The sequence below is a fragment of the Streptomyces sp. NPDC086766 genome (genome assembly GCF_044746005.1).
In the GTDB taxonomy this organism is placed as follows: Bacteria; Actinomycetota; Actinomycetes; order Streptomycetales; family Streptomycetaceae; genus Streptomyces.
In genome coordinates this window covers 1-24,734 of record NZ_JBIVBI010000030.1, presented here as the reverse complement: position 1 = coordinate 24,734, position 24,734 = coordinate 1, and the positions used below count along the sequence as shown (strand labels likewise).

Annotated in this window: 18 protein-coding genes and 2 pseudogenes; 9 read left to right on the top strand and 11 right to left on the bottom strand. The window is 67.4% G+C overall.

Translation table 11 applies throughout. The features are described from left to right. Positions 1–542 precede the first annotated feature (542 nt). Complete coding sequence (locus ACIPM1_RS31975) at positions 543–878, top strand: transposase (protein WP_402440617.1); 336 nt, start codon at positions 543–545, stop codon at positions 876–878. Here the strand turns inward: ACIPM1_RS31975 and ACIPM1_RS31970 are convergent. The 5 genes from ACIPM1_RS31970 to ACIPM1_RS31950 all read right to left on the bottom strand — a co-directional run bounded on the left by ACIPM1_RS31970 (position 857) and on the right by ACIPM1_RS31950 (position 11,535). Next, positions 857–1,656 (bottom strand): IS5 family transposase gene (locus ACIPM1_RS31970; protein WP_402440615.1). Its coding sequence is split into 2 segments (ribosomal slippage): positions 857–1,318 and positions 1,321–1,656, totalling 798 coding nucleotides; the frame shifts between segments, so codons are not numbered across the junction. The genes ACIPM1_RS31975 and ACIPM1_RS31970 overlap by 22 nt on opposite strands. A 213-nt stretch (positions 1,657–1,869) precedes the next feature. Beyond that, positions 1,870–2,514 (bottom strand): hypothetical protein, encoded by a 645-nt coding sequence (locus ACIPM1_RS31965; RefSeq protein ID WP_402440599.1) that lies wholly within the window; start codon positions 2,512–2,514, stop codon positions 1,870–1,872. A 20-nt stretch (positions 2,515–2,534) separates the two neighbouring features. After that, a complete protein-coding gene (locus ACIPM1_RS31960; protein WP_402440597.1) occupies positions 2,535–2,942 on the bottom strand; it encodes a hypothetical protein in 408 nt (135 codons plus the stop codon). Positions 2,943–3,364: 422 nt separating this feature from the next. Then, positions 3,365–3,880: a hypothetical protein gene (locus ACIPM1_RS31955; protein WP_402440595.1), complete on the bottom strand. Its 516-nt coding sequence runs from the start codon at positions 3,878–3,880 to the stop codon at positions 3,365–3,367. Between the two features lie 20 nt (positions 3,881–3,900). After that, entirely contained in the window at positions 3,901–11,535 is a 7,635-nt protein-coding gene (locus tag ACIPM1_RS31950) for a DNRLRE domain-containing protein (protein WP_402440613.1), read from the bottom strand. A gap of 1,289 nt (positions 11,536–12,824) precedes the next feature. On the opposite strand from ACIPM1_RS31950, the gene ACIPM1_RS31945 reads away from it, so the two are divergent. Beyond that, on the top strand, positions 12,825–13,340 hold the full coding sequence (locus ACIPM1_RS31945) for a hypothetical protein (protein WP_402440593.1): 516 nt from the start codon (positions 12,825–12,827) through the stop codon (positions 13,338–13,340). Between the two features lie 414 nt (positions 13,341–13,754). Here the strand turns inward: ACIPM1_RS31945 and ACIPM1_RS31940 are convergent, their stop codons facing one another. Continuing rightward, the gene (locus ACIPM1_RS31940) at positions 13,755–13,892 is read right to left on the bottom strand and encodes a hypothetical protein (RefSeq protein WP_402440591.1); all 138 of its coding nucleotides are present in this window, start codon (positions 13,890–13,892) and stop codon (positions 13,755–13,757) included. Positions 13,893–14,145: 253 nt separating this feature from the next. On the opposite strand from ACIPM1_RS31940, the gene ACIPM1_RS31935 reads away from it, so the two are divergent. The 3 genes from ACIPM1_RS31935 (at position 14,146) to ACIPM1_RS31925 (ending at position 15,697) form a co-directional block, all read left to right on the top strand. After that, on the top strand, positions 14,146–14,364 hold the full coding sequence (locus ACIPM1_RS31935) for a hypothetical protein (protein ID WP_402440589.1): 219 nt from the start codon (positions 14,146–14,148) through the stop codon (positions 14,362–14,364). Positions 14,365–14,574: 210 nt separating this feature from the next. After that, on the top strand, positions 14,575–14,970 hold the full coding sequence (locus ACIPM1_RS31930; protein WP_402440611.1) for a hypothetical protein: 396 nt from the start codon (positions 14,575–14,577) through the stop codon (positions 14,968–14,970). 556 nt (positions 14,971–15,526) lie between these two features. After that, on the top strand, positions 15,527–15,697 hold the full coding sequence (locus ACIPM1_RS31925; RefSeq protein WP_402440587.1) for a hypothetical protein: 171 nt from the start codon (positions 15,527–15,529) through the stop codon (positions 15,695–15,697). A gap of 88 nt (positions 15,698–15,785) precedes the next feature. On the opposite strand, the gene ACIPM1_RS31920 is transcribed toward ACIPM1_RS31925, so the two are convergent. Then, the gene (locus tag ACIPM1_RS31920; protein ID WP_402440585.1) at positions 15,786–16,760 is read right to left on the bottom strand and encodes an ArsR/SmtB family transcription factor; all 975 of its coding nucleotides are present in this window, start codon (positions 16,758–16,760) and stop codon (positions 15,786–15,788) included. Positions 16,761–17,107: 347 nt separating this feature from the next. Between ACIPM1_RS31920 and ACIPM1_RS31915 the strand changes: the two genes are divergently transcribed. Next, positions 17,108–17,692 (top strand): hypothetical protein, encoded by a 585-nt coding sequence (locus tag ACIPM1_RS31915; protein ID WP_402440584.1) that lies wholly within the window; start codon positions 17,108–17,110, stop codon positions 17,690–17,692. Between the two features lie 237 nt (positions 17,693–17,929). On the opposite strand, the pseudogene ACIPM1_RS31910 reads toward ACIPM1_RS31915, so the two are convergent. Further along, a pseudogene (locus ACIPM1_RS31910) lies at positions 17,930–18,200 on the bottom strand (IS5/IS1182 family transposase); the annotation flags it as partial. Positions 18,201–19,164: 964 nt separating this feature from the next. Between ACIPM1_RS31910 and ACIPM1_RS31905 the strand changes: the two are divergent. After that, positions 19,165–19,629, top strand: coding sequence for a lamin tail domain-containing protein (locus ACIPM1_RS31905; RefSeq protein ID WP_402440582.1), 465 nt, complete (start codon positions 19,165–19,167; stop codon positions 19,627–19,629). Between the two features lie 443 nt (positions 19,630–20,072). Here ACIPM1_RS31905 and ACIPM1_RS31900 read toward each other — a convergent pair whose 3' ends face one another. The 3 genes from ACIPM1_RS31900 to ACIPM1_RS31890 form a co-directional block, all read right to left on the bottom strand. After that, positions 20,073–20,978 carry a Ku protein gene (locus ACIPM1_RS31900; RefSeq protein ID WP_402440580.1) on the bottom strand — a complete coding sequence of 302 codons (906 nt, stop codon included), beginning with the start codon at positions 20,976–20,978 and terminating at the stop codon, positions 20,073–20,075. A gap of 731 nt (positions 20,979–21,709) precedes the next feature. Then, entirely contained in the window at positions 21,710–22,273 is a 564-nt protein-coding gene (locus ACIPM1_RS31895; RefSeq protein ID WP_402440609.1) for an AAA family ATPase, read from the bottom strand. 2 nt (positions 22,274–22,275) lie between these two features. Beyond that, positions 22,276–23,496, bottom strand: a complete 1,221-nt coding sequence (locus ACIPM1_RS31890; RefSeq protein ID WP_402440579.1) for an NUDIX domain-containing protein — start codon at positions 23,494–23,496, stop codon at positions 22,276–22,278. Between ACIPM1_RS31890 and ACIPM1_RS31885 the strand changes: the two genes are divergently transcribed. Continuing rightward, the gene (locus ACIPM1_RS31885) at positions 23,495–23,794 is read left to right on the top strand and encodes a hypothetical protein (protein ID WP_402440577.1); all 300 of its coding nucleotides are present in this window, start codon (positions 23,495–23,497) and stop codon (positions 23,792–23,794) included. The two genes, ACIPM1_RS31890 and ACIPM1_RS31885, sit on opposite strands and share 2 nt — an antisense overlap. Positions 23,795–24,374: 580 nt before the next feature. Then, positions 24,375–24,559 (top strand): annotated as a pseudogene (locus ACIPM1_RS31880) (transposase family protein); the annotation flags it as partial. Positions 24,560–24,734 lie beyond the last annotated feature (175 nt).

Genomic DNA, 24,734 nt, shown 5'->3' with positions numbered 1-24,734 from the left:
GCTGGGTGAGGCGGTCGAGGTCCTCGTCGCCCGGCGGGGCGCCGCCGGCGTCTTCATCGCCGTCTTCGGCGCGCTGCTCCCGTCCCGCAAGGCGGCACGGCTGCCGATTGCCGAGGTAGTGCACAACGAGTGACGCACGCTCTGCCGGGCCGAGCGAGGTTCTGCAGTGCGGCGAAGTCGGCGTGGGCCGCTTCGACGGCTTCGGGGTATGCCTGGGCCTTCTCGTGCTCGGCGAGTGCCCGGTCGATGCTGGCCAGGGAGGGGTTCTGGCCCTTTGCGCTTGCCGGTGCGGATGATCAGGTCGGGCCGGATCTGCTCGACGGACTCGCCGTTCGCCCGGCCGCTGGAGGCGGTGATGCTGGGCGTCCGGCCTGCAGTTGTTCGGGGTTCGTTGACAACGGTGGTGTTGGTGGTGGTGTCTGGGCTGGCGTGGGTTTGTACTGGTCAGGGGACTGCTGCGTGTTCGGGGCTCGACGGTGGGGCGGGTCTATGCCTCTGCTGGCTGGTGCGATCTGCCACCGGTCCAGTACAGGGCGGTGTCGATGGTTATCACGCCGGGACATCGGGCGGACTGCACCCAGTTCGAACCGGTCACGGAGAAGATCCGCGTGCCCCGCAAGGGACGCGGTCGTCCACGTCGCACCCCCTGCAGCGTGAGCGCGGACAGGGCATACAGCAACCGCAAGATCCGCGCCTACCTACGCAGTCGCGGCATCCGGCACGTGATCCCGGAGAAGAAGGCCCACAAGGCAGCCCGCCTGCGCCGGGGTTCACGCGGCGGGCGGCCTTGTGATTTCGATGCGGCGCGGTACAAGAAGCGCAACACGGTGGAGCGGGCGATCAATAAGACGTCATCTCATTTGGTGAGCCTGCGGTAGCAGATGAGGGTGCAGGCGATGCTGGTGAAGGCGAGGAAGTGCTCGGCTTTGCGCTCGTAGCGGCGGTGCAGTCGTCGGCATCCGGCAAGCCAGGACATCGTGCGTTCCACGCTCCATCGGTGCCGGCCCAGGCGGGTCGTGGACTCGATGCCCTTGCGGGCAATGCGATGTGTGATGCCCCGCTCGCGTAACCATCGCCGCAGGTGGTCGTAGCCGTATCCCTTGTCGGCGTGGAGCTTTCCCGGCCTGCGTCGTCGACGTCCGCGCCGCGAGCGGATTGGCGGTATGCCCTTCACCAGCGGGATCAGCGCCTGGCTGTCGTGCAGGTTCGCTCCCGAGATTCCGACGGACAGGGGCAGACCGGTCCGCTCGGTGATCAAGTAGATCTTCGAGCCGTACTTGCCCCGGTCGACAGGATTCGGGCCTGTCAGGTCCCCTTTTTCAGGGCCCTCATGTTCACCGAGTCGATCGCGCAGCGGGACCAGTCCAGCTCACCGCGGGCGCCGAGTTCGTCGAGGACCAGACGGTGCAGCTTGGCCCAGACCCTGGCCTTGGTCCACTCGGCGAAGCGCCGGTGAGCCGTTGCTCCCGACGGCCCGAACGATGCGGACGGCAGCTGCTGCCACGTGCAGCCCGAGGTGGCCACGAACACGATCGCAGCCAGCACCTCCCGGTCACCGTGTCGACGCCGGCCGCCACCCTGAGGCCGGGTAGGCGCTTCCGGCACCACCCGCTGGAACAGCTCCCACAACTCGTCCGGCACCAGCCGTTCCACGATTCCCACGCCAGCAGGCTACCCAACACGCCAAATGAGATGACGTCTAAACCCGCCCTACGCTATGCGGACGGCCTGCGAGACTGGCCCGTCGGATCAGCCAGGTGCCAGAGCAGGAAGCGCACCATGCCATCGAACACGTCTGTCACCTCCGCCGCACACCGCCGCGTGGAGTGGAAGGCCCTCGACCGCGCCCTGGCCCCGTACTCCACCGACTCACTCATTGTGCTGCTGCAGGCCGCGCTCACCTCGCCCGACTGCCAGCGCCTCCAGGACCACCTGCTGCTGATGTTCACCCGCGTACTGCGCACTCCGCGTCGCATCGGCACGCCCGCCGGCGCTGAAGACCTGCCCGGCCTGGTGAAGGCCGTTGCGGATGCAGCTCCGGGACGCGGAGTCCTCACGGGCCGCCACCCCAGCAACCTGCGTGCCGGTGTACGCCATCACCTCGCGGATGAGGGGTTCCTGGTTCATCCCGGGCAGCTCGCCCACCCTCTGTTCGTTCTGCGCAGCCTGCAGCTCACAGGCCTTGCCACCGACGAACGCCTCTGCGCGGCAGTCGGATTCGGGATCGCCGACGTCCTGGAGTTGGCCTTGCGCCTCACCGACCTGGCTCTGGCCGCGCTCACATCCGCCTGGCCCGACCCTCTCAGCGGGGACATCGAGGAGCAGGTCGCCTGCCGCCTCGCCTCCGCCGAGGTCGACGCGGCCACCGTGATTGCGACCGCCGACCCTGTCGCCCTCCTTCCCGTCTGCCGGCACCCGGAGCGTGCCGGACGTGCCCTTGAATGGCTGACCCACCCGATCAAGGCCCGGCCAGAGCTGTCCACCGTGCAGCTCGCCTCGGTCACCCCAGAGCACCCGTCCGCCGGGGCCACCCCCTACACGGGCAACCAGGCCGGCCACATCAGGGGTGTGCCGCCGGATTCGCACACGCTGTCGGGGTGGCCAGGTGAGACGTACCAGACCGCCAGCACCGGCCAGAGCAGTACCACAACGGCGAGCACCGTCAGCGCGAGGGGCTTCTGCAGGCCCCGGCTACCGGTGAGCTTGCGCATGAGGGCCCACAGCAGTGTCGAGGCGAACGCCATGCCGGTCGACACGGCCACCAGCAGCACCAACTGGTAAGGGTTGTTGGCGCCGATGTCGCAGTTCACCCAGGTACTGAAAAGCAGCAGCGCGGTCACGTACCCGGTCACCAGGAAGAGGGCGATGCCGAGGAGCCAGGCACCTGCGCTGTAGCGCACGGCCTTCTTCTCGGGGACGCCCAGCACTTCATCCGTTCTCAAGTGCGGCCTTCCACCGGAAGAGGTGCCGTGGAGGCAGCCGGAACAGAGCCGGCCGCCTCCACGGCGAGTGATGCATCGGGCTCAGGAAGCCCAACGGTGCTGGTTACACCCAGCCCCCTGAAGCTCCCCGAACATGTTGACCAGTTCGGAGTGGAACTGCTCCTGGGTGAGGGCGGCGCCGTACTTGTGCCACAGTTTGATGCCGAACGCCACCGTTGTCTTGTCACCCTCGTCAGACCTTCCGATCCGGGCACGACGTCACCTTCGGTGAGGCGTCAGCTTCGCCGACGGCCTTCGTCCATGGCCTTATCGACAGAAATGGTCGAAACCAAGCAATGACGGCCCGCCGGTGCCACCGGCGGGCCGTCACCAGAGTTCGAGGCTAGTCGACCACGGAGGCCGAGCCGCAACCCTCGGGTCAGTTACGAGGCGCAGTCCATGTCGACATACACTCGCACCTTTTCATGTCTCATCTTCTGGACAGCGACCCTGATGGAATTGTCGCATCCACGTATCCTGTTCACGTAGACGCCGCCGTCGATCGAAATTCCTTGCGGAATCTTCTGCCAGTCACTCTCCAGTCCCGATGAGCTGATCTTCTCGAACTGAAGGTTCGCATGGCCGGATTCCGCGAGAAACTTATCCAGGCCCGTTCTGGAGGTATCGAACTGCATTTCTCCGTCGGAACCTGACCAGTCCTCCTGATCACAGAAGCGCAGATTCTCGACTCCCTCCGGGATCACGAGGCCGTAAGTCCGCTCGACCTCCTTCAGGCTCCGCCCGTCGGTGCAGCCCTTGTACATCCCCGAGTCGACCCGTCCTGCGGACCGTGCGCCCACTTCCCCACGACTGGTACCGCAGCCCGAACTCGACAAGACGAGAAGCCCTGGCAGGAGAAACCCCAGCGCCAGTCGGTGCCTATGTCGCCGATTCTTCATTCCGCCTCCTTCCGCTGCAGTTAGAAGCCGTGGAGTGAACTGGTACCGAACATGTCGTACTCCTGCGCGTACCCATGTTCATGAAGGTCCAGGAACTGCCCCAGGTCAAGCTTCACGCCCGTATGTGGCACCGGCGCCACCTTACCTCTATCAAAGTTCCAGTTCTTGAAGAGGTCCACCTGATAGGTGGTGGAGACTTGGCCGTCAGTGCTCACCGATACCGAGGCATTGATCCGGTATTTCACGTGGCCGATGGCGTTCTTGGCGTCGAGCCCCTTGAAGTTGGCCGGCAGCCACCCGCTGTCTGCGGAGAACTTGCATACTTCGTTTCCTCCGCAACGCTTGGCTGCTTCCGCCTCCCAAAGACCGAGTTGATACTTGGTGTCGCCTCGCAGTCCCTTGTCATTCAGCAGATTGTCCACAGTGGCACTGTCGAGGGTGTAGTCGTCCCCGCTGGCCCCACGGTAGTGGCTCCACAAGGCGCAGGACAGCTTAAGCCCGGCTGCACAAGCGCCCTTCGTGAGGTCGTCGTACAACGCGATGGTGTGTGACATAGAAGGACTGAAGTAGTCCCACAAGCTCCACTTGGAGCCGAAGCTGGCAGCCTTGTGCGGCGTGTCCGCTTTGTCGCTGCCGGGCTTGCTGAGTGCCGGCAGCGCTGCCTCCTCGTGCTTGATCATCGGGGTTTCGCGGTAGACACCACCGCACATCCCGGTGACGTCGCAGCTGGTGTGGCCGTCGATTTCGATGAAGCTGGTTGGGTTGCCGCCGCCGAAGGCGTACCGGTTGCTGGTGTACGGGTCCGCTCCGAGGTCCATGTCGGCGAGGGCGCCGTTGTACATGTCCCGGGTGGTGAAGCGGTTCAATCCCGGGTCGTAGTCGCGGAAGCCCATGTCGTAGGTGCCGGACTGGGCGTCCCACCGCTTGGCGTTGAAGCGGTAAGGGTTGTAGGCCTCCTTGGTCGGGTCAGCCGCGTCGGGCTTGTCGATGCCGGTGAACTCGGACTTGTCGTCGGTGCCGTACGCGGTGTAGCCGTAGGTCGCCTTCGTGTCGCCGTTCTTGTCCGTCAGCGTCTCGACGTCGGTATGGCCGTTGTAGCCGTAGTAACCGTCCTCCGTCGTGCCGTCGCTGTTGTACTTGACCTGCGACAGGCGCTCGCCCCACGGACTGTACTGATAGGACTTGGTCAGCGTGCCGGCGACCTTCTCGTCCAAGACCTCGGAGGACAGGCCCAGGTACTCGAAGTCCGTGGTCTTGCCGTCCGCAGTCTTGGACGCCGTGCGGTCCAGCGGGTCGAAGGTGTAGGTGGTCGACTTCATCGCGCCCGTCGAGTCCGTCTTCTGGGACTCGATGACGTGGTCGAAGCCGTCGTACACGCTCCGCTCGATGACCTGGCCGCCCGAGGTGACGGTTTCCATCCGTCCGAACGGGTCGTAGTTGTAGCTCGCCGTGCTGCCGGAGACCGTCGCGGTGAGCAGTCGGTTGCGGTCGTAGTTGTAGGTGGTCGTGGTGCCCTGGACCGTCTGGCTGATGACGTTGGCGTTGTCGTCGTGGACGTACGTCTCCGTCCCGGCGCCGTTGCCGGTCTTCACTGACTGATTGAGCCGGTCGGCCGGGTCGTAGGTGTAGTCCGTGGTGGAGGCGAGGTACGCCGAGTGGTCGTCGGCGTTCATCTTCTTCGCGACGTCCTGCGACTTGTTGCCGTTGGGGTCGTAGGCGTAGGTGTGCGAGTCGACGAGGGTGCCGTTGGGCTTCTTCTCCGCGCTCGACTTGAGCACGGCGTCCAGGTAGTAGGTGTAGTCGACCGTGTTGCCGTTGGCCTTGGTCTCCTGGAGTTTCTGGCCGCGGTCGGTGTACGTGTACGACGTCACCTTCGGTGAGGCGTCCGTGGCGGATTTGCCGATCGAGACCGTTTTCACCAGGTCACGAAGGTCGTATGTGTACTTGGAGAACTGGTCCGGGTGCGTGATCGTGTCCGACAGGCCGTTCGCGTCGTACGTGTACGACGTGGCCTTTTTCTCCACTCCGGCCAGCGACTCGCTCAACTTCTGGACCTGGTTGAGGCCCGTGTAGGTGATCGCGTACGAGTCGATCTTCGCCGTGGACGAGGTGTCGTCGATCTGGGTCAGGTTGCCGTTGAGGTCGTAGGAGTAGGCGAAGTCGTCCTTCTCCGTGTCCGCCGGGTCGCCGCTGGTGTCACGGACGAGCTTCACCGCGTCCGCCACGACCGTGCCGCCGCTGTTCTGGAACAGCTGCAGGTTCGCCGCGTTGCCCTGTTTGAAGGCGAAGGAGCCGAGTGAGACCCAGGTGCCCTGGTTGGCGGTGGCGTTCTGGTCGATCGTCTTGTCGGCCGTTCCGCCGTCGTACGTCACCGTGTACTTGGCCGTCGTCGCGGCGCCCGTCACCCTGGGGAACTTTACGTACGCTGCGTACGTGCCGTCCTTGGGGATGTTGAGCGTCCACGTGTAGGCGTCCGTGCCGGTGCCGGCCGCGTGCGTCTCGTGGTTGTAGCCCTGCTGACCGGTGATGTCTCCCTTGGTCCAGGTGCCGGTCTTCCAGGTGTTCTGGGTGTCGGAGTTGTCCACCAGGACGACCGACTTGCCCGCCGGGACGCCGTCGTCCGCGCGGGACTTCAGCGAGCCGTCGGGGTAGTACGACCACGTCATCGTGCGGTCCGAGGAGCCGCCCGCCGAGGTCAGGGTCCGCTTGGTCTGCTTACCCAACTCGTTGTAGTCGTAGGTCGTGGCGATGTCCCACGGGTCCGTGGACGACTTCACCCAGCCGTTGTCGAAGTAGCTGTAGGTGGTGTCGTTGCGGACCGTCTCGCCGTCCGACGGCGGCAGGGACGTCTTGGCGACCCGGCCCACCTTGTCGTACGTCGTCTCCGTGTAGACGTTCGGGTCGTTGTAGCGAGAATCGGCCGGGTCGTAGGGCTGGTACTTCTTGACCGGGCGGTTCAGCTCGTCGTACGACGTGCGGGCCGTGAAGGCGTCGGTGGAACCGGCCGCCGTCGCCCGCGGCGTGAGCACCTTGGTGGTGTTGCCGACCTGATCGTACTCGTACTTGGTGGAGCGGGTCGTCGTCCCCTCGTGAGGTACCTTCACCTCGGTCTGCTTGCCGCGCTCGTCGTAGGTGACCGTGGTCGTGTTGTTCTCGGCGTCGGTGGCCGAGGTGACCAGGCCGTCCTTGTCGTAGCCCTTCTTGGTGGTCTTGCCGGCCGCGTCCGTGACGACCGTGACCCGGTGGTCCAGGTCGTAGTCGGTCTTGGTGGTGTAGTCGGTCGTGTCAGCCGTCGCGTTCTTCTTCGGGTCGATGACCTTGGTGACGTTGCCGACGTTGTCGTACTCGTAACTGACCTTGTCACTGTTCGCGTTGACCACGGACGTGAGCTGGTAGATCTCGTCGTAGTTGTTCGACGTGACGTAGTCGGTGGTGTCCGTCGTCGTCGCCGTGCCCTTGGGCTCGGTCGTCGTCTTCAGGTTGCCGACCTTGTCGTAGGTGTACGTCGAGGTGCGCGGGTCGGTCAGGTTGTTCGCCGGCGCAGTCGCCGAGGAGACCTCGTCCGCGTTGTCGTACACCGCCGTGGACACCGCACCGTTCGGCGCCGTTGACTTGGTGATGTTGTCGTTTTCGTCGTACTCCGGCGCCGGTGTGCTGATCACGACGCCTGTGTCCTTGGGCACGGTGTTGGCCAGCGGACGGCCGAACGTGTCGTAGGTCTGCGTCGTCACCTTGTTGTTGGCGTCGGTGACCTGGGTGACCTGGCCGCGCTCGTCGTACACGAACTTCGTCGCGTTGGACTTCGCGTCGGTGATCGTCGCCGGGTAGCCGGTGGGACCGAAGTCGCTGTAGGTCGTCGGGTTGCCGTTGGCGTCGGTGGCCTTGGTCAGCTCGCCGTAGGCGTCGTAGTCGTACTTCGTGGTGTAGTCGTCCGCAACCGTCGTGGTCGCGACGCCCTTGGGGTCGGTGACCGTCTTGAGGTTGCCGAACGAGTCGTAGCCGAACTGCCAGGCGCGGCCCTCCGCGGAGGTCTTGCGGAATAGGTCCGCTGAGAAGCCGTCCGCGCGAGTCTGGTACTCGTACTTCGACGTGTTCGCCGGCCACTTGGTGGAGTCCGTGACACAGGTGGTCGTCTGGTCCGGTACGCCTGCCTTGTTGTTCTCCGCGTCGCGCTGCCAGAGGGGGTAGCCCGTCTTCTGGTCGTAGCAGTACGCGGTCTTGGCGCCGTTGTCCTCCTCCAGGTACGTGACGTTGTTGTCGGCGTCCCAGCTCATCTTCGTGGTCTGGGACTTGGCGTTGGTCGTCTGGACCGGGCGGAAGAAGTCGTCCGTCACGTACTTCGTGGCGTGCGTCTCGGCGTCCGTGACCGTGGTGTCGGTGAACTTGGTGTTCGTGGTGTCGGCGGCGTAGGCGAAGCCGGTGTCACCGTTCAGACGGTCCGTGATGGTCTTCGTCCACCAGTGGTACTTCGGGTCGTCGCCCGCCTTCGGCTCGTAGTACGCCAGTTTGGTGTCGTGGCCGCGCGGGTCCGTGGCGGTCACCAGCTTGACGTTCTTGTTCCCCTGTACGGCGTCGTAGGTGAACTTGAAGTTCTTCGGCTGGGACGATCCGTCGCCGTCGGTGAACTGACCGAGCAGGCCCTGCACCGTGTAGAAGAAGGAGACCTTGCGGCCCGAGATGTCCGTGACGGACTTCAGGTGGTCGTAGATGTCCGGGTCGGTCAGGCTCGTGCCCGTGGCCTTGGCGCCCGTGCCGTCGATGTAGTCGTAGGACGCGTCGCCCCTCTTGTAGTAGTCGAGCGTCAGGGTCTGCCGGCCAGCCGGGTCGGTGACGTAGGCGAGGAACTTCGCCGCCTTGCCCTGGGTCTTGTGCTGCTCGTAGGTGTAGGTCTGCGTGTTGCCGTTCTTGTCGACGACCGAGGTCAGGTAGCCGTCGCAGCCGAAGTAGAAGCGGGTGCCGTCCGGGCGGAGGAGGGTCCAGGCGTCCGGGACCGGGTCCTTGTCCGGTGTGCAGTCCAGGCCGGCCTTCATCGTGACCTTGTAGTGGACTCCCGCGGGGGCCTTCCAGCTGCCGTCGGCCTGCTTGGTGAAGACGTGCGTGGTGCCGTCGCCATCGGGCAGGCGGATCTCGGTGGCGTTCTGGACCGGGTTGGGGTGGAAGTCCAGCTGTGCGCCGAGCCGGATCGGTCCGCCCAGCTGCGCCGACCAGCCCGCGCCCGCGCCACCGGTGGTGTTGTCGGTGTCCAGCGAGTTGTAGGCGAGGCGTGCGAACGTCGTCAGGCCACGCCCCGGGTTGCTGAACGCGTTGTACGACCACACGGTGTTGCCGGTGGCGAGGTTGTTCATGACCGTGGAGCCGGCGCCCGTGTTCTTGCCCGTGTAGCTGTAGAACTTCTCGAGGCCGAGGGTGTTGGAGGTGGGGTCTTCCACGGCCACGTTCTGCTTCAGCGTGGGTATGCCGCCGGTGCCGGCGGACAGCCAGCTGCCGTCGGAGACCTTCTTGACGTCCCACCCGAGTACGTACTTGGTGCGCTTGCTCCCCGAGTCGGAGTTGATCGGTGTCTTGACCTGCGCCTGGATCGTCGCCGACTGGCCGGGCGACAGCGCCGGGATGGCGGTGGACGCCTGGTTGCCGCCTGTCGTCACGTCCGTGCCGTCGGGCAGCTGCCAGGTGTATGACAGGACCCGCTCACCGGCAGCCCACGCGCTCGACGTGGTGTTGGTGACCGTGAAGTCCACCGTGTAGGTGGAGTTGGGCGTCATGCGGGCCGGGGTCTGCGGGGCGTAGTACGTGTCGTCCGTGGTGGAGTCGACGTAGATCACCCGCAGCAGCGGGCCGAGCTGAGGGTCAGGAGCCTCCGAAGCCAGGAACAGGGTGCGCTCCTGCGGGCCCGTGGTCGACTCGTCCTTCAGCTTGACCAGGGCGCCGTGATTGGAGGTCGGCGTCTTGATCCAGCCCTGGGTCAGTGACGTGGCATCCCACCAGTGCCGGCCCACCTCCGACACCTGCGCGACCGTGTCGGAGACGGTGCCGGAGTAGTCGCCGCCCGCCGCCGTCCACGCCGTGCCGGTGGCCGCGCTGTTCCAGGTGGCCTGCGTTTCGTTGAAGTCCTTGTTCAGGCCGTGGAGTTCGTAGATCGCGCCGTTGGTGTCGGTGGTGGTCTCCGCACCCCACATGAACAGCCGCGACTCCAGCACCGTGGCCGTCGTCGGGATACTCGACGTGGTGAACTTCATCGCCGCGCGGGCCTTGCCGTAGGTGGTGGAGTTGTTGCCCACCTCCAGCCACTTCTGGCCCACCCCGAAGGAGGAGATGGTGTCCTCGTTCGTGGTCGGCTGCCCCGAGGACAACGTGGTGTCCGTGACCCCGGACGTGCCCTGGATCAGCCGCATCGTGCGGCCCGCCTTCGGCACACCCACGATCCGGGTCGGTGAGCCCAGCAGCTGACCGTCCTTCGTCTTCACCGCCAGCTGGTAGTAGTACGACCGCCCGATCTCCACCGACGACGAGTCCGGCGTCGGAGTCGCGGTGGTGTCTGTGTACGCGGTCGCCGACTTGTCGACCGGCGCCACCAGGGTGGCCGCGGACGGCGTGAACGCCTGCTGGGTGGAGCGGTGCAGCTGGTACTCAACGATGTCCAGATTCGGGTCACCGGTCTTGTTCGAGTACGCCTTCCACGACAGCTCCGGGCCCGTGCCGTGGACCACGGTCGGGGAGTTCAACGTGGTGCCGACCTTGCCGTACGTCACCGTCAGCCGCGGGATCGTCGCCGTCTCGCCGCCGTAGTCACCGTCGCCCGCCTCGTAGCGCGGGCCACCGGTCGGGGCTGCCGCCGACTCGTCCGCGGCCTTCAGCACGAACCCGTAGTTGGTCGCCGTGCCGTCCACCCACTGCTGGACGGTGTCGGTGACGGGGAACTTGTGCCACTGGTTGTACTCACCGGTGTTCTTCACGATCGACGCAGGGTTCACCCAGCGCACCGCGTCCGCGATCACCGCCGTCGAGGCGTCCGTGTCCTTCAGGACGACCTTGCCGGCCGTCCCCTTCGCGAAGTTGATCTGCGAGCCACCGTGCAGCGAGGCCCACACCCCGCCCGTGCCGGCCGTCTGGTCCACCGTGTAGGTCGCCGTGGGGTCACTGCTCGTCACCGTGTACGGCGCGGCCGTGGACCGGTCGGAGTACTGCACGTAGTGGGCGTCCACCCGGTAGGAGGCCGTCTCCGGCAGGTTCGGCTGCCAGGTGTAGGTGTCCCCGAGGACCGCGTCCTTGTTGTACAGGTAGTCGCCGTCGATCCCGTACGACTGCGACCCCGGCTTCCACGAGCCGACCGCCGCCGTCGTCCCCGGATCCCCGTCGTCCACCTGAACCGTGGTGCCCGACAGTTCACCCACAAGACCACTGGTCTTGTCCCAGGTCGCCGACGTCTCGTCCCACGCCCCGGTCGCCCGGTACGCGCCGATGGTCACATCATTGGCGTTGGTGGTGTGCGCCTGGTCGAAGTACATCTCCAGACGCGCCGAGTCGATCTTCGTACCCGACGGGATCTCGCTCAGCGGGAACTTGATCAGCGAACGGGCGATACCGGTGTCGGTCTTGCCCGCCGACAGCTTCCAGGACGTGTTGAAGTTCGTCGACGGCTGGTCCGACATGACCATCGTGTCCTGCGAGTCCGTCGGCGATGGCGCGATCGTGATCGTCGGGTCGATCACCACCGGATACTGACGGTCCTTCGACGCCAGCCACTTCGCGTCCGGCGTCACCGTCAGCTTCCAGGACGTGCCGACCTTGGTGAGCTTCTGGGTGACGGCCGTGCTGTAGGTCCTCCCGAAGACGGACCGGTCCGCCTTCTTCGCATCCGTCATGAACGGCGCCGGAATCACCATCACCGGGGTGTGCGGCAACTCCCCGTACAGCGCGACCGAACCGTCCCTGCGGGCCCTCGGCACCAGACCGTCGGTGTCCAGGGTGAACGTGAACCTCAGTGGACCACTCGGCCGTCGCGCCAGGGTGATGTTCTCCTTCACCCGCCCCGGACCGACCCCGTACTCCAGGTCAGCACCGTTGACCGCGTCCTTGTACGTAACCGTCGAACCCTTCACCGACGGCCTCAGCGCGCCGTGCGCGCCGTCGAGGCCGAGGGTGACCGTACGGCCGTCCGGTGACCGGAAACGCACCATGCGGTCCGCGTCCGAACCGAACCAACTGCGCCCCTCATTGCTCGTGTTGGCGTAGTCGAAGCCCTTTGCGTCCGTCGCGTGGACGGCGGTGTCGATCGGCTTCCAGGTCGCCTTCCCGCCCGTACCCGAGCGGTACGACGTCGGCACCGCCGACAGCTCTGCCTGCACCCGGCCGTCCGACATCTGCCAGAACCGCGCGGTCGAGGTGCGCCGGCCCTTCAGCTCCTTGACCCGCCAGGTCTTCGGCGTGTTCTTGCCCTTCGGCAGCTTCTGCCGGTCGGCCACGTCCAGTTCGTCGTGGGACGGCGGTTCGGCGAGAGGTTGACCGTCGTCATCGTCGCCGAACAAGCCCTTGATGGTATCGACAATCCCTTTTCCGCCACCGTCGTCCGATTCGGACGCCGCATAGGCGAATTGTGGCAACGCGGTACTCACCACCGCGGACACCACAAGGCACGCGACAAGCCTGCCCAATCTGGGTTTCACTGCCAGCCCTTTCCTGTTGTCAGACGCAATAAACATTGACCGAAAACGGCCGGCCAGCTCATGAGGAGAAGGCCAGACGTAGCGGCGCGGCAGTTCTAGACGTGTACATGACGGCACGTCAAGTGATCGCATATTTAGGACAGTTCACGCAACACTCGAAAACGTTGCCCGGTTTATCCGGTCGCTGGCGAACCTTGCCGGCCCTCCTGTATAAGGGCCTGGATCCAGGGATTCCGACGCAGGCACGCGAATTCCGATCGGCCGAACAAAAGGGACGATTCATGGGTACTGAAGAGCGGGAAACCATGGCGGACGACGCCGGAACCGAGGACACGGGCGGAAAATCCGGACCCCGTGCCCTTTCACGCATCCGCCCCGACCGCACCGGTCTCCTCATCGGCGCCGCCCTGCTGGCCGCCTGCGGCGGACTCGTCCTCTACGGCATGCTCGACACCACCGACAAACCCGAGAAGCCCCCCGTCCCGACCGCCGCCGTGACATACCAGGTCACCGGCGAGGGCACCGCCGACATCGCCTACCAGGGCCGCAGCGAGGCCGGGACCGCCACCGTCGACCGTGCCGTCACGCTGCCATGGAAGAAGACCGTTCACGTGCCGCTTGGCAAGTCTCCGTTGGTCTCTATTACGCTCGGTGGGAAGGGCGGGCAGGCCAGCTGCTCACTTGCCGTGCGCGGTAGACATGTCCAGACGGCCTCCGCCTATGGCAGATTCGGTCGCGCCACCTGTCAGTCCGAGCTCGCATCCGCGACCCCGGAGCAGCCGGAAGCCGCTGGATGAGCGCCCTGGGTCGGAATACGTGTCGTCGCGCGGTCGCCACCCTCGTTGTCCTCAGCGCGGTTACCCTGTCCGCCCGCAGCTGCGCTGGGATCTCAACCGACGGGGCTGGCAGCGTCGTTCCCCGTGCTGGCCGATACCGATCCGGGGCGCCGTGCGCTGCCGGCCCACCTCCCCGAGCCGTTCCGCCTTGTCAGATCATCTGGTCCGATGCCCGGGCCGGGCTCGACGGTACGGCCCAGGTCCGCACTCGGGACGCGAAGACCGGTCGCTGGTCGAACAGCCGTCGCCGCGATCGTCGGGCACCGTGGCACCGGCATCGGCGCGCCGGTGGCGTGAATGTGGTGAGGGCGCGGCTGGCGCGCCCGCCACATGGGGCAGTCGGACGGCGGTGCCGTAGGGCGGCGGGTCGCGCGGTCAGCAGGGCGCCATCACCGGATTGTCGATCACCCGCTGTTCCACCTGAGCGGCCAGCCAGGAGGCCCGAGCGATCTCGATCGGCTTGACGAGCACGACCTCGGGAACCGTCGGCCAGTCGGCGAAGTTCCAGCGCACCGCGGCAAGCTCCGTGCCCGTGGCATGACGATGGCAGGTGCGTTGGCCCAGCGCTATGCGGACCCGGACGCCTGGCCGGTGGTCGTCCGCACGGCCAACGCCGAGTGGATCGAGTTCCCCTTGGGTGCCGTCGAGTTCCTAGCCGGCGTGTACGGACGCACCATCAACGTTCCGGGTATGCCCCCTCGGGGCTTCCCCAGCGAGTCCCCGCAGGTGCTAGGCCGCCGACGCCGCCCCCTCCAACCCGCTCCTGATGATCTTGGAGCCGCTGAGGGTGTCCCAGGCTGCGGGCTTCCTCGCGAGTGTCTCCTTCGACGAGCTGTGGAGCATTGCCAGCGCCAAGCTCCATGGCTGGGGCGGTGACGAGTCGCAGACCAGGCAGGAGTTCCTCGGCCCTCCTAGGGACCTCCAAGGGTTCTACGGGCGGGCGGCGGCAACAGGCCACGCCGTGGTCAAGGCGGTCTGGGCCTGAGAGGGCCCGGCAATGCTGGACGCACAGCCTCCGGAAAGGTTGTACGCACCTCGCGAACGTCTTGTGTGGTACATGACACGCCCGTGCACTTGTGATGTTCAAGGCCCGGTATCCGCTTGATCAACGAGGGAGAATGCGGTCATGTGTTCTCCCGTCTCGCAGAGGGGGAGCGTGGCTGAAGTGGACGAACGGGTGCCGTGTGCGGTCGAGATGCGGTCCTGCGCAGCGGGCTTCCTGGCACGCATCACCACCCGTAACCGGCTGCCCCTGGACTACTCGGAGCGCAGTCTGTGGGTCGTCGACTTCCTGATCGACGGGCTCCGCAAGGGCGGGACGGACCGGGCAGGTGCTCGGAGCGCGCTGCTCGGCCTCGGGGCGTACGTGGGTGAGGTGCTCGTGCGCCGCGCGGGGGCGGTGTGGGTGGACTTCGATGCGGACCAGCGCGGCTACTTCGGGCAGCCGGTCGGTGTGTGCATGCCGGACGGACGAGTCTGGAACCCCCTCGGCAAGGTCGTCAACCGCTTCGAGGTGGGCGGTCCAGAGGAGTCCCTGCAGACCTTCTACCTGACCCTGCACGGACGGGCGCGGAGGACCGCGGCCCGATGACCGGCCGGCAGATCGTCGACGTCGCGTACGGCGAGGGATGGGACTCCGGACGCAGAGCCGTGCTCGGCCCGATCGGCGCCTCGGTGGCGGCAGCGCGGGATGCCGCGGGGCTGCCCTACGCGGTGGTGCTGCGACAGGGGAGCAGCCCCCGGGGGCCTGATCGTTGCGCATGTGGCCCGGGAGAGTCACTGAGCTGTTTCTAACTTGCTTGCGTGTGAAGGGTGTTGGGGCGGGGAGGCGGTCCTGAGACGTAGAGAAGCTCTTGGTAGGCGGCATCTCGCCTGCCGTACTGTCCGGCACATTGGATCAGCTGGCATCAACTGGGTTGCTCAAATCGTGGAAGTTGTGCTCGGAGTCGGAAGACCTGCACTGGACCCTCCACGCCGTGTCGTGACTTGCAGGACAATCACCTGCCTGGCGTTGACCCCTGATAAGAGCACGGGCGAAGGCATGTTCGGCTCCGGATCTACGCCGGCTTGATCGACTGATCGCTGACGCCGGAGCCTCACTTGCGGCTCCCCGGACCGCCGCAGAGCAGCCCGCCCTGCCCGAGGCCGTGGCCGCACCACCCGCCGGCGAGCCCGAGCCGACGCACGAATACCGCGACCAGCAGCAGCGGGCGAGCGCGGTGAACACCGCCCTGCAGCAGGCCGATGTGCACGCCCCCGCTCTCCAGGACCTGCCCGAGTGGCAGCGCATTCAGGACGCAACCGTGCCGAACGCGTGAATGCAGCGTCTGCAGAACGCCCCCTGGACCCGCAGGGCGGGTCCAGGGGGGACGGCGGTGTTCGGCCGTCGGAGCAGTTGGGGGGAGCTCAGGGCGTACTGCGCGTTGCGGCCGCGGTGTGCAGCAGGTCTCTACCCAGGGGCGTGAGCGTGTGCAGCACGGCCGGGCCGCACCGGGTGGACGTGACCAGCCCGGCCTCCCGCAGTGCGGTGGCATGCCGGCTGGCGCTGGCGGGGGACACCCCCAGCCGTCGAGCCAGTTCGCCCGTGATGGCCCCGTCCTCGACCAGGCGCAGACAGTGCGCCCGGGTGGCGCCTAACAGGTGCGCCAGAGGCCCCGGCCCGCCTGTACTTGTCGTCCCAGGAGCGGGGTCGGACCACCACCCCACCCCCCGAGGTGAGGGATAGACCAAAACCGGCGGCAGTTCGGGGTCGATCAGGGTCACCGGTGTGCGCCAGCAGAATGCCGAGGGGATGAGGAGCAGTCCCCGTCCCCGTAGATGGAGGTCGCGGTCCACGGGGTAATCCGCCTCGAGGACTGGTGCGCGCCACCGGAATGCCGGTCCCAGGGACGCCAGTGCGCCGCCGCTGCCGTGGTCCAGGACGGCTCGTGCCCGCGCCGCCCGCTCGCCGTCGACCAGGACCCGGATCCTGCCCTCGTAGGGGGCCACGGCCGCCGCGTGGTAGTCGCGTAGCGCGGCACCCAGTTCGCGCAGCACGGCGGGGTCTCCGGCAGCGAGCGCCCCCGCCCACGGCACAGACCGCGACAGGACCGCCAGGTCCCGTCGTAGGAAGCGGCGCGGAGTAGACAGCACAGCATCGATGCCGGCCTCCAGCCCCCCAGCCCCCTGAGCGGGCGTGAGGAAGTCGGGGAAGTCCCCCACGGGCGGGGCCAGTGCCCGCAGCATCCGGGCCCGCTGTGGCGCCAGTCGGCGCAGGCCGGTGCGGGCCTGCTGCCGCCACGGGTCGAAGACTGCCCGCCGGGCTGTGCCGCCCAGGAGCGTGAGGCTCAGCACCGTCTCCCACAGCGGATCGGGCCCCGTCGAGAACCTGATCTGTGCCATGTCCTCGGTTGTGAAATGCACACGCAGCACACCCCTGCCCCCATATCCCCCGATTGAGAAAGTGCATGACATTCTTGCCAACGGCCACCCACGACGGAGGGGGCTTTTACGCCACAGCGCAACACCGTGGAGCGCACGCCTGCCCCTGCGCCAAGCTGATGGTCGTCACCGACCGGCACCACAGCAGCCTCATCGCCGCCGTGCCGTCCGGCGGTGCGGGGCCGGGCATCTCCGAAAAAGAGCAACTGCCCGGCTTCCCCGCGCCGTGCTGGTGACCCCAACCGGAACGGCTTCGTCCATCATCTCGGCTCGGGCACGCCCGTGCCGCACGTAAGCAAGGGGGACCCATGAGAGCACGCATCCGCAAGAGTCTGGGCCTGGCAGTCGCTGCGCTGGCGATGCTCGGGACGAGCCTGGCCGCAGCGCCCTCGGCCTCGGCCGCCCCGCACACCGACCGGTTCGCTGCGCAGGCCCGCGCCGCGCACCTGACGGACGCCCAGTCCGCCTCGCTCCGGTCAGAGGTCGACCGCATCCTGGTCAAGACCGGAGGAAAGCAGGTCGCGCTCAACGAGATCGACCTGAACGGCCAGGGCAGGGTCATGGTGGCCATCCCCGGAGAGACGCACCCGCGTGACTTCGTGTCCGCGGCGGGGGCGGTGTACAGCGACCCCTGCCTGGAGGGGCCGGTGTACAGCGGCTACTTCTGCGCCTACAGCCAGCCGACCTTCCAGGGCTCCGAGATCCAGATGTACTACTGCCAGTCCTACAGCATGCCGTGGGGCGGTTACGGGTCCTGGGTCAACGACCAGACCGCGGGGACACGGGCTCGCTTCTACGGCAGCGGGGGCAGCCTGCTCTACACCACCCCGGGCGCGTACAGCTCGAACCAGAACTACTACTGGACGCCGGTCTGGACGATCCGGCCCTGCTGAGTGCCGACCACCGGCAGGGCGGCCACGCACGCCCCGTCGTCGGGCGCTCCGTCGCACGAGTGCGACGGAGCGCTTGCTTGGCTGATACCACAGGTTGCGCCCGACCGAGCGTCGGAGCCCCCTCCTGATGGCGCGGGCAGGTTACTCGCACAGCGGTCCACGAGGCGGCAGGTGGTGATGGAGTAGGCCGGACAACTCAGGGGTTCGGCTCGGCCGCCTGGCCGAGTGGGGCGTGCTGGCGACGTTGTCATGTGCGGGGGCGGTCAGGACGACTATGCCGATGATCAGTCCCAGTACCTCGACGGCCAGTCCGCGCTTGCGCCCCAGCGTGCTCTTGTTCGCGTCCAGTCCCGTTGTGGTCTTCGGGATATCCGCGGCAGTGCGCACGGACTGGGTGTCGGTGATCAACGGGGGACGGGTCCTCTCATCGGCGGGCTTTCTCACGCACCTGGCAGCCAAGGAGTTCCTGGATCCGCTGGTCGAGATTGTCCTGGCGCCACAGCGTGAAGTCTGGTCAGCGGCAGTGCAGGCCGGTAGGTGACAGGCAATCGAGCGCACAGCGGGGCGGTGTCTCCTGGCATGGTCAGCAGCCCGACGGGAGCCCCTGCAGTTCAGCGTTCGGCCGCCGTCGGTCGAGTGCTCCCCGCGCTCGCGGGGATGGTCTCGGTATGCGGAACTCCTTGCCCAGCCGACCGGTGTGCTCCCCGCGCCTGCAGGGATGGTCCTGTCTGCCCGAATCGATGCCAGCCCTATGACCGCTGAGTCGTGTCTGTGGCCTGTCGGCCGGCGCCGTCCGCATCGGGTGGGTGACGCCTGGACGCGTGACCCGCTGTCCCGCTGCTGGGCCTGATGGTCGGTTGATGGGGCGGCCCCTTGACCGGGGCGCGGGTAGGGGGCCGCCCGGGCCCTGCCGTCCTGTCGTGCGGCAGGGCACTACGACGTTAGAGCGCGGTGCCCCTCACGGTCGTGCTCGGTGAGGCGTCCGGGTGAGCCGCTGCGCCGCTCGGCCAGACCCTGACGCCACGACCATGGCGCCCAGGTGACGCGGATTCGGCGGTGCCCAGCAGCGCATGGACCTGGTGGGGCCGGGCCGGCGTTGGGAGCGTGCCCGCTTCGCTGCAGGGCTGCGTCTGGCGCCGGGGGGGTGTTACGCACTTTCGGGTGAGGGCCCGGCCGTGGTTGGGGTGGCGCGGCTTGGCGGGTAGGGGGTGCAAGCCAGTGGGGGCAAGGGCCGCTGCCCGAAGGGCCCGTCAATTTGGTGCATTTGCTGTTTAGGTGGGCGTTACATGTGAGAGTCGCGGAAATGTGGACGACTTGTAACGCGGTTCACGTCTCCTCCACTTGCTTGGCCTGTGGCGGGCACGGTGTGAGTGCGCGGCCGGCCGGCCGTGCATCAGCACATCGCACACCCCCGTCTACGGCTCCCCGTGGGCCGTCTGCCGGGTGTGCCCGCACCATGCAGGGGGATTCCTGTGACCGTTTCCGCGACCGCTCGCCGTCTGACCGCTGCTGCGCTGACCTGCGCGGCGATCACCGCGGCGATCGCCGTGCCCGCCTCGGCGGCCGACCACCGTGCGCCCCGGTCGGCTGTTGAGATCAGTCGGGTGCAGTACGATTCCCCGGGCCGTGACGATCGCTCGAACCGCTCTTTGAATGCGGAGTGGGTGGAGGTCACCAACACCACCCCTCGCAGCGTGAACTTGGACGGCTGGACCCTGTCCGACCGTGACGGGCACACCTACACCTTCCGCCACTACCGTCTGGACGGCCGCTCCACCGTCCGGGTACACACCGGTATCGGCCGCGACGCCCGCCACGACGTCTACCAAGACCGTCGCCAGTACGTGTGGAACAACGACTCCGACACCGCCACCCTGCGCAACAACCACAGCCGGTACGTCGACTCGATCTCTTGGGGCGCCCGCCGGCACCACTGACCCACCAGCCACTGAAGCCCACCCACGGCACCAGCGGCTCTCGAAAGCCGGCGGCGCGCCACCCTCTCACCCGGATGGCGCGCCGTTCGGCGTGCGCGGCCCGTCGCGTGTACCCCCACCCTCGCCGGCCGGTCCCGGCGGGCAACGGCCCGCCGGGACCGGCCGGCGAGGGTGGGCCGTTTCCGGGCCGGTTCGGCCTCCGCGGGGGTAGCGGACCCGGCTCTCGGGCGAGTGCATGCCGCACGCCGCTAACCAGGGCCAGGACCCGATGTGTGCCCACGGCTGCGCATCTGAGCCGGAGCTCAGGAGGCCCGGTCTCGATCTGCGGGACGCGCGCCCGCCGGGCTGTAGGCCGGTGACTTCCCGGGTGCCGCGCTTCCCCAGTGGCAGACGGGCGGGCGGCGGGTGCGGGAGGGGTGACACGGGAGCGGGCGAGGAGTGGTTCAGGCGGTCTTCGGCTTTCGGCCCGCGGTCTTCTTCGCCGTGGTTTTCTTGCCGACTGCCTTCTTCGCGGCCTTCTTGGCCGTGGTCTTCTGCTGCGGCATCTCGTGGACCTCGGCGTGCTCGCCCCGGGACGCGCGCGCCTGCTCCACGGACGCATTCAGTGCCGCCATCAGGTCCAGGACCTTCCCCGGCTTCTCCGGCTCCGGAGCCTGAGGGAGGGGCTTCTCCTCGCGCTTCGCTTCGATGATCTGTTCCAAGGCGTCCGTGTACGTGTCGCGGAACTCCTCACCTTCGAGATCGTCGCGGCTCATGGTGTCCATCAACGCCAGCGCGCCCTCGATCTCGGACTCGTCGATGTGGACGGCCGGCGGGGCGAGCTCGGCAGAGTCGCGGATTTCGTCGGGCCAGCGCATGAGGTGGAGGACGAGGACGTCGTCGCGGACGCGGAGGATTCCCAGCCGCTCGCGGCCGTGCCATGCCCACTTGGCCACGGCGACCTTCGAGGCGCGCGTGAGGGCCTGGCGAAGGAGCTTGTACGGCTTGGCGGCGACCTGCCCGTCGGGGGAGAGGTAGTAGCCCTCGCTGAGCCGGATCGGGTCGATCGTCTCCAGCGGGACGAACGCGTCGATCTCGATGGCCTTCGCTGTCGGCAGGGGCAGGTTCGCCAGCTCGGCGTCGCTGATGGGGATGACCTGTGTTTTGGAGTACTCGTAGCCCTTGCCGATCTCCGACTGCTGCACTTCTCGGTCTTCGAGCTCGCACACCTTGCGGACGCGGACGCGGCCCATGTCGGAGAGGTGGTATTGGTGAAACCGCACCGAGTGATCCTCGGTCGCCGACTGGACATGGATCGGCACGGTGACCAGGCCGAAGCTGATGGCGCCGGACCAGATCGTTCGGGGCATGACGAACCTCCGCAGCAGGCCCCGAGCACCATCAGCCTACGAGCCACCCCCAACCACGTGCACCACACAAGCGCCCGACCGTGATCCGCTACGGGCTCGCCGTGGGGGACGCCATGAAGATCGTGTGGTCGCTGTTTGCCCTTGTAGAAGCTGCCAGGGCCGCCGCCAGTAGGTGACGTCGTCGGCCCGATCGGCATGACTGTCGACTCGGCATTGGGGCGTGACCGAGCCAGGCGGGAAGCTCTCCGTGGGCACGTCCAGGATGTAGGTCTGGCTGCCGCAGGACCCGGACGGGGAAGAACTGCTGCACTTCCGGTTGAACCTGTTGCAGGGAGAGCCGCTCGGCTGCGGCGGTGTGGGGACGGTGCTGGGGTACGGGCTGCTGGGCCAGGCGGCTTCGTCACGGTCGGGTACGGGCCGGGGGTGCCGTGGCCGCCGCAGTCGCCGAGGTGGACGTCGACGAGGATGCGAGGTGCGGGCTTTCGGAGGTGTGGGAGGTCGTTCCCCGCTGGGGGAGTGATCGTTCCCCAGCATCGTGCGGGTCGCTTATGCTCTGGCGTCTGGTCACGTAACGGGAGGGGCGGCGGGTGCACCGCAGACGCTTACTGACGGATGTGCGGGTGACGGCGACGGTGGCCGCCCTGGTTCTGGCCGGGAGTGCTTGCGGAGGCGGCGGGACGAACTGAGGCGTGCGCGCGTCCCATCGACGATCCTCGGCTGCGCCTCGGACCCTAGGAGGCCAGCGGACACGATGGGGCTAGGTCTCGCGGAGGGAGACGGTCAAGGCCCGTGTCTCGCATGACGTGGTCGACCGTTTCGTTCAACGAGCTGTCCGCAGGGATCACGGTCTCCACCCCACCGGAGAGTAGATCGAGTTCGCGATACCAGTCCCTGAGTTCCCGCTCGGTTACGTGCGCGAGGTACTCCGCATCTTGCTTCGCTGCATGTCGAACAAGCGTCTCAGGGAACGGGACATCCAGGTAGTAGTGGCGGGAGATGCCACGGTGGTCACCGGCGAGGGTCTCCAACATTTCCCCGTAGCGGTCGGCGTACAGGATCCCCTCGACAACCACGTGGTACCCGGCATCAAGGGCGTAGCGGGCGACCGTGTCGATCAGCCCGATGTTGGAAGCACCGGGCCGATCCCGCTCGCGCAGTACGACCCGCCGGAGGTTGTCCTGCCCCACGAGGGTGAGACCGCGACCGCACCGGTCGCGAAGGCCGGCTGCCACGGAGGACTTCCCCGACGCTGAGTTTCCCCGGATGACCACGAGTCGGCTCTCTTCGCTTCCCACGTTCACCGTGGCTCACCGCCCTTGGCGCCGAGCGACTCAGTACAGCAGTCAGACGCTGATCTGGCAGGGCTGGCGAACGGGTAGAAGGTGGCCACCGGGTGGTTGATCGCGAGTTTTGGCCGCCAGGCGGTAAGGCACTGGGCGCTGGCGATGAAGAGACCATTTGGGAGCCGGTCGAGAGGGTGCCAGCGCCAGTCGCCTACGCTCTCGTTCGGCTGCGTTGCCGGATCACCTTCCCACTGGGTCACGACCGCGGGCACCGTCGTGCGTACGACGGGGCCGACCTGGTCCACGAGCACGCCGAGCAGGACGACGTCCTCCTCGCGGGCACGGCAGCCGGTCTCTTCGTAGAGCTCGCGGATGATGGCGTGTTCCAGGGATTCGCCGGGCTCCACGGTGCCGCCTGGGAGCTCGGTGGTCCCGCGGCGGTGGACTCCCAGCAGGAGTCCGCGGGGTCCGTGCAGGATCGCGCCGACCCCGAGCGCGGCGTTGGGCTCCGGCGGGCGGGTCGTGCGCGGCCGGCTGCTGGCGGAGGTGCGGCTGTGCGCGCGGTAGAGGCGGACGGAGACCGGATTGTCGTCCTCGGGGGCGTCGAGTGCGTCGATCCCGTCGATGAGGAGGCCGTTGTCGACGCAGAGGTCCTCCCACAGCTTCGGGGTGAGCACCCACATCTCGACGCTCTGGTCCTGGCCGCCGGCGAGCGGCAGGATCTCCGCGCGCGGTGTGACGCTCGAAGAGGGCCCGTGGCCGTGGGAGTTGGTGTGCAAGACGGAGAAGGTGAGGCGCCCGCCGGGCTTCAGGGCCAGCCGGAGGGCGGGCAGCAGGCGATGGGGGTCGATGTAGCCGAAGCCGTGGATGGAGTAGATCACGTCGTAGGGCTCGGCCTGGTGCAGGTGGTCGACGGCGTCGGCGTGGTTGAGGGTGAGACCCGGGAGGTCGCCGTAGCGGGCGAGGGCGCGTGCGTGCTGGCTGGCGGATGCTTCGACGGCGTCGACCGTGGCTCCGTGCTCGCGCACCAGGTGGGCGGCGTGTTTGCCCAGGCCGGAGCACAGGTCCAGGACGCGCAGGCCGGTCAGGTCGCCGAGGACTTCGGCGCCGGGGCCGGTCGGCCAGAATCCCCAGGAGATGCGGTCGACTTCCGGGATGTCGGTGCCTCGTTGCAGATGGTGGGTGCCGTACGTGGTCCAGGTGGGCTCCGTCGCCCAGGACAGGGACGGTGACATGGCCCTGGGCTACTCGCAGTCGTCCGCCGTTCAGCACCCCTCGATCCGCGTCACCGCACGCCTGGCGGACGACCCGAAGAACCTCATGACGTTCCACGAGACCACCGTGTTCAACGGAGCGGCCTCCCAGACGGGGAGCAACCGCTGGGGCGACTACACCTCCATGGCGATCGACCCGTCGGACGACTGCACGTTCTGGTACACCAACCAGTACCAGCAGACACCGGAAGAGGGGGACTGGCGCACCCGTCTCGCCTCGTTCCGGCTCCCCGGCTGCGGCCACGGCCACGGCCACTGACCAGACGCGATCACCCGCGGGTGACACCCTCGACGGACGGCGGACGGCCGCCCGGCCCGGGCACCCCCGAACGCGGTGTACCCCCGGCCATCCGGCCGGGGGTACACCGCGCTTCCACCGGTCGAGGTCGCGTTGCTTCAGCGGGCCGCGCGGCGGGCACGTCTGGCGTACGTCTCTGAACGAGGACCCCTAGAAGCCCGCCCTCGCGAAGGCGGGCGTCATCCCGAAGGTCAGGAGCCGCGAGCACGAGGCTGCTCGCGAGCACGGCGTGCACGGCCTCCAAAACTTCTGCGCAACCGTTCTCCTGGGCGCCGGCGAGAGCATCAAGGCCGTCAGCGAGTACCTGGGGCACGAAGCCTCATCGAATCCTGGAACGGATTGTCGCCACCCCCCTGCCGGCCCGATGCCGCACCCTGCGTGAGTGGTCCCGTGCTGCTGGATCCTGAGAACACTCTGTTCGTCCGTGGTGCCACGCCCGTGCTCCTGCTGGCCGCCGCGCCCGTCCACGATGCCCTGCCGCTCCTGACCGCGCCGGACGGACGGGCCGGACCTGGACGTCACATTGTCCGGCCCGTCCATCCGTCCCTGCTACTCCGGGAAGCACAAGAAGCACGGCATGAACGTGCAGGTGATCACGATCCAGCAGGGCGGTTGCTATGGGCCTCGCCTGCGCTGCCCGGTGCGGTCCATGACATGAAGGCAGCGGGAACCCACGGCATCAGCGACGCCCTGGCCGAAGCCGGCGTGGAGTGCTGGACCGGACGTGTCCTTCGGGCAAGGACGTGGAGCACTGATAGAGAGCCAGGTACTGCTGCAACCTCAGCGGCGACCGGTGAGTCCTAGCTCGTAACGGGGCGAGGAGGCGCAGATGAATGAGCGCAAGTCCGTACAGAGCGACGTCCAGGGAAGATACGACTCTCTCAATGGGTGGGCCTCGCTG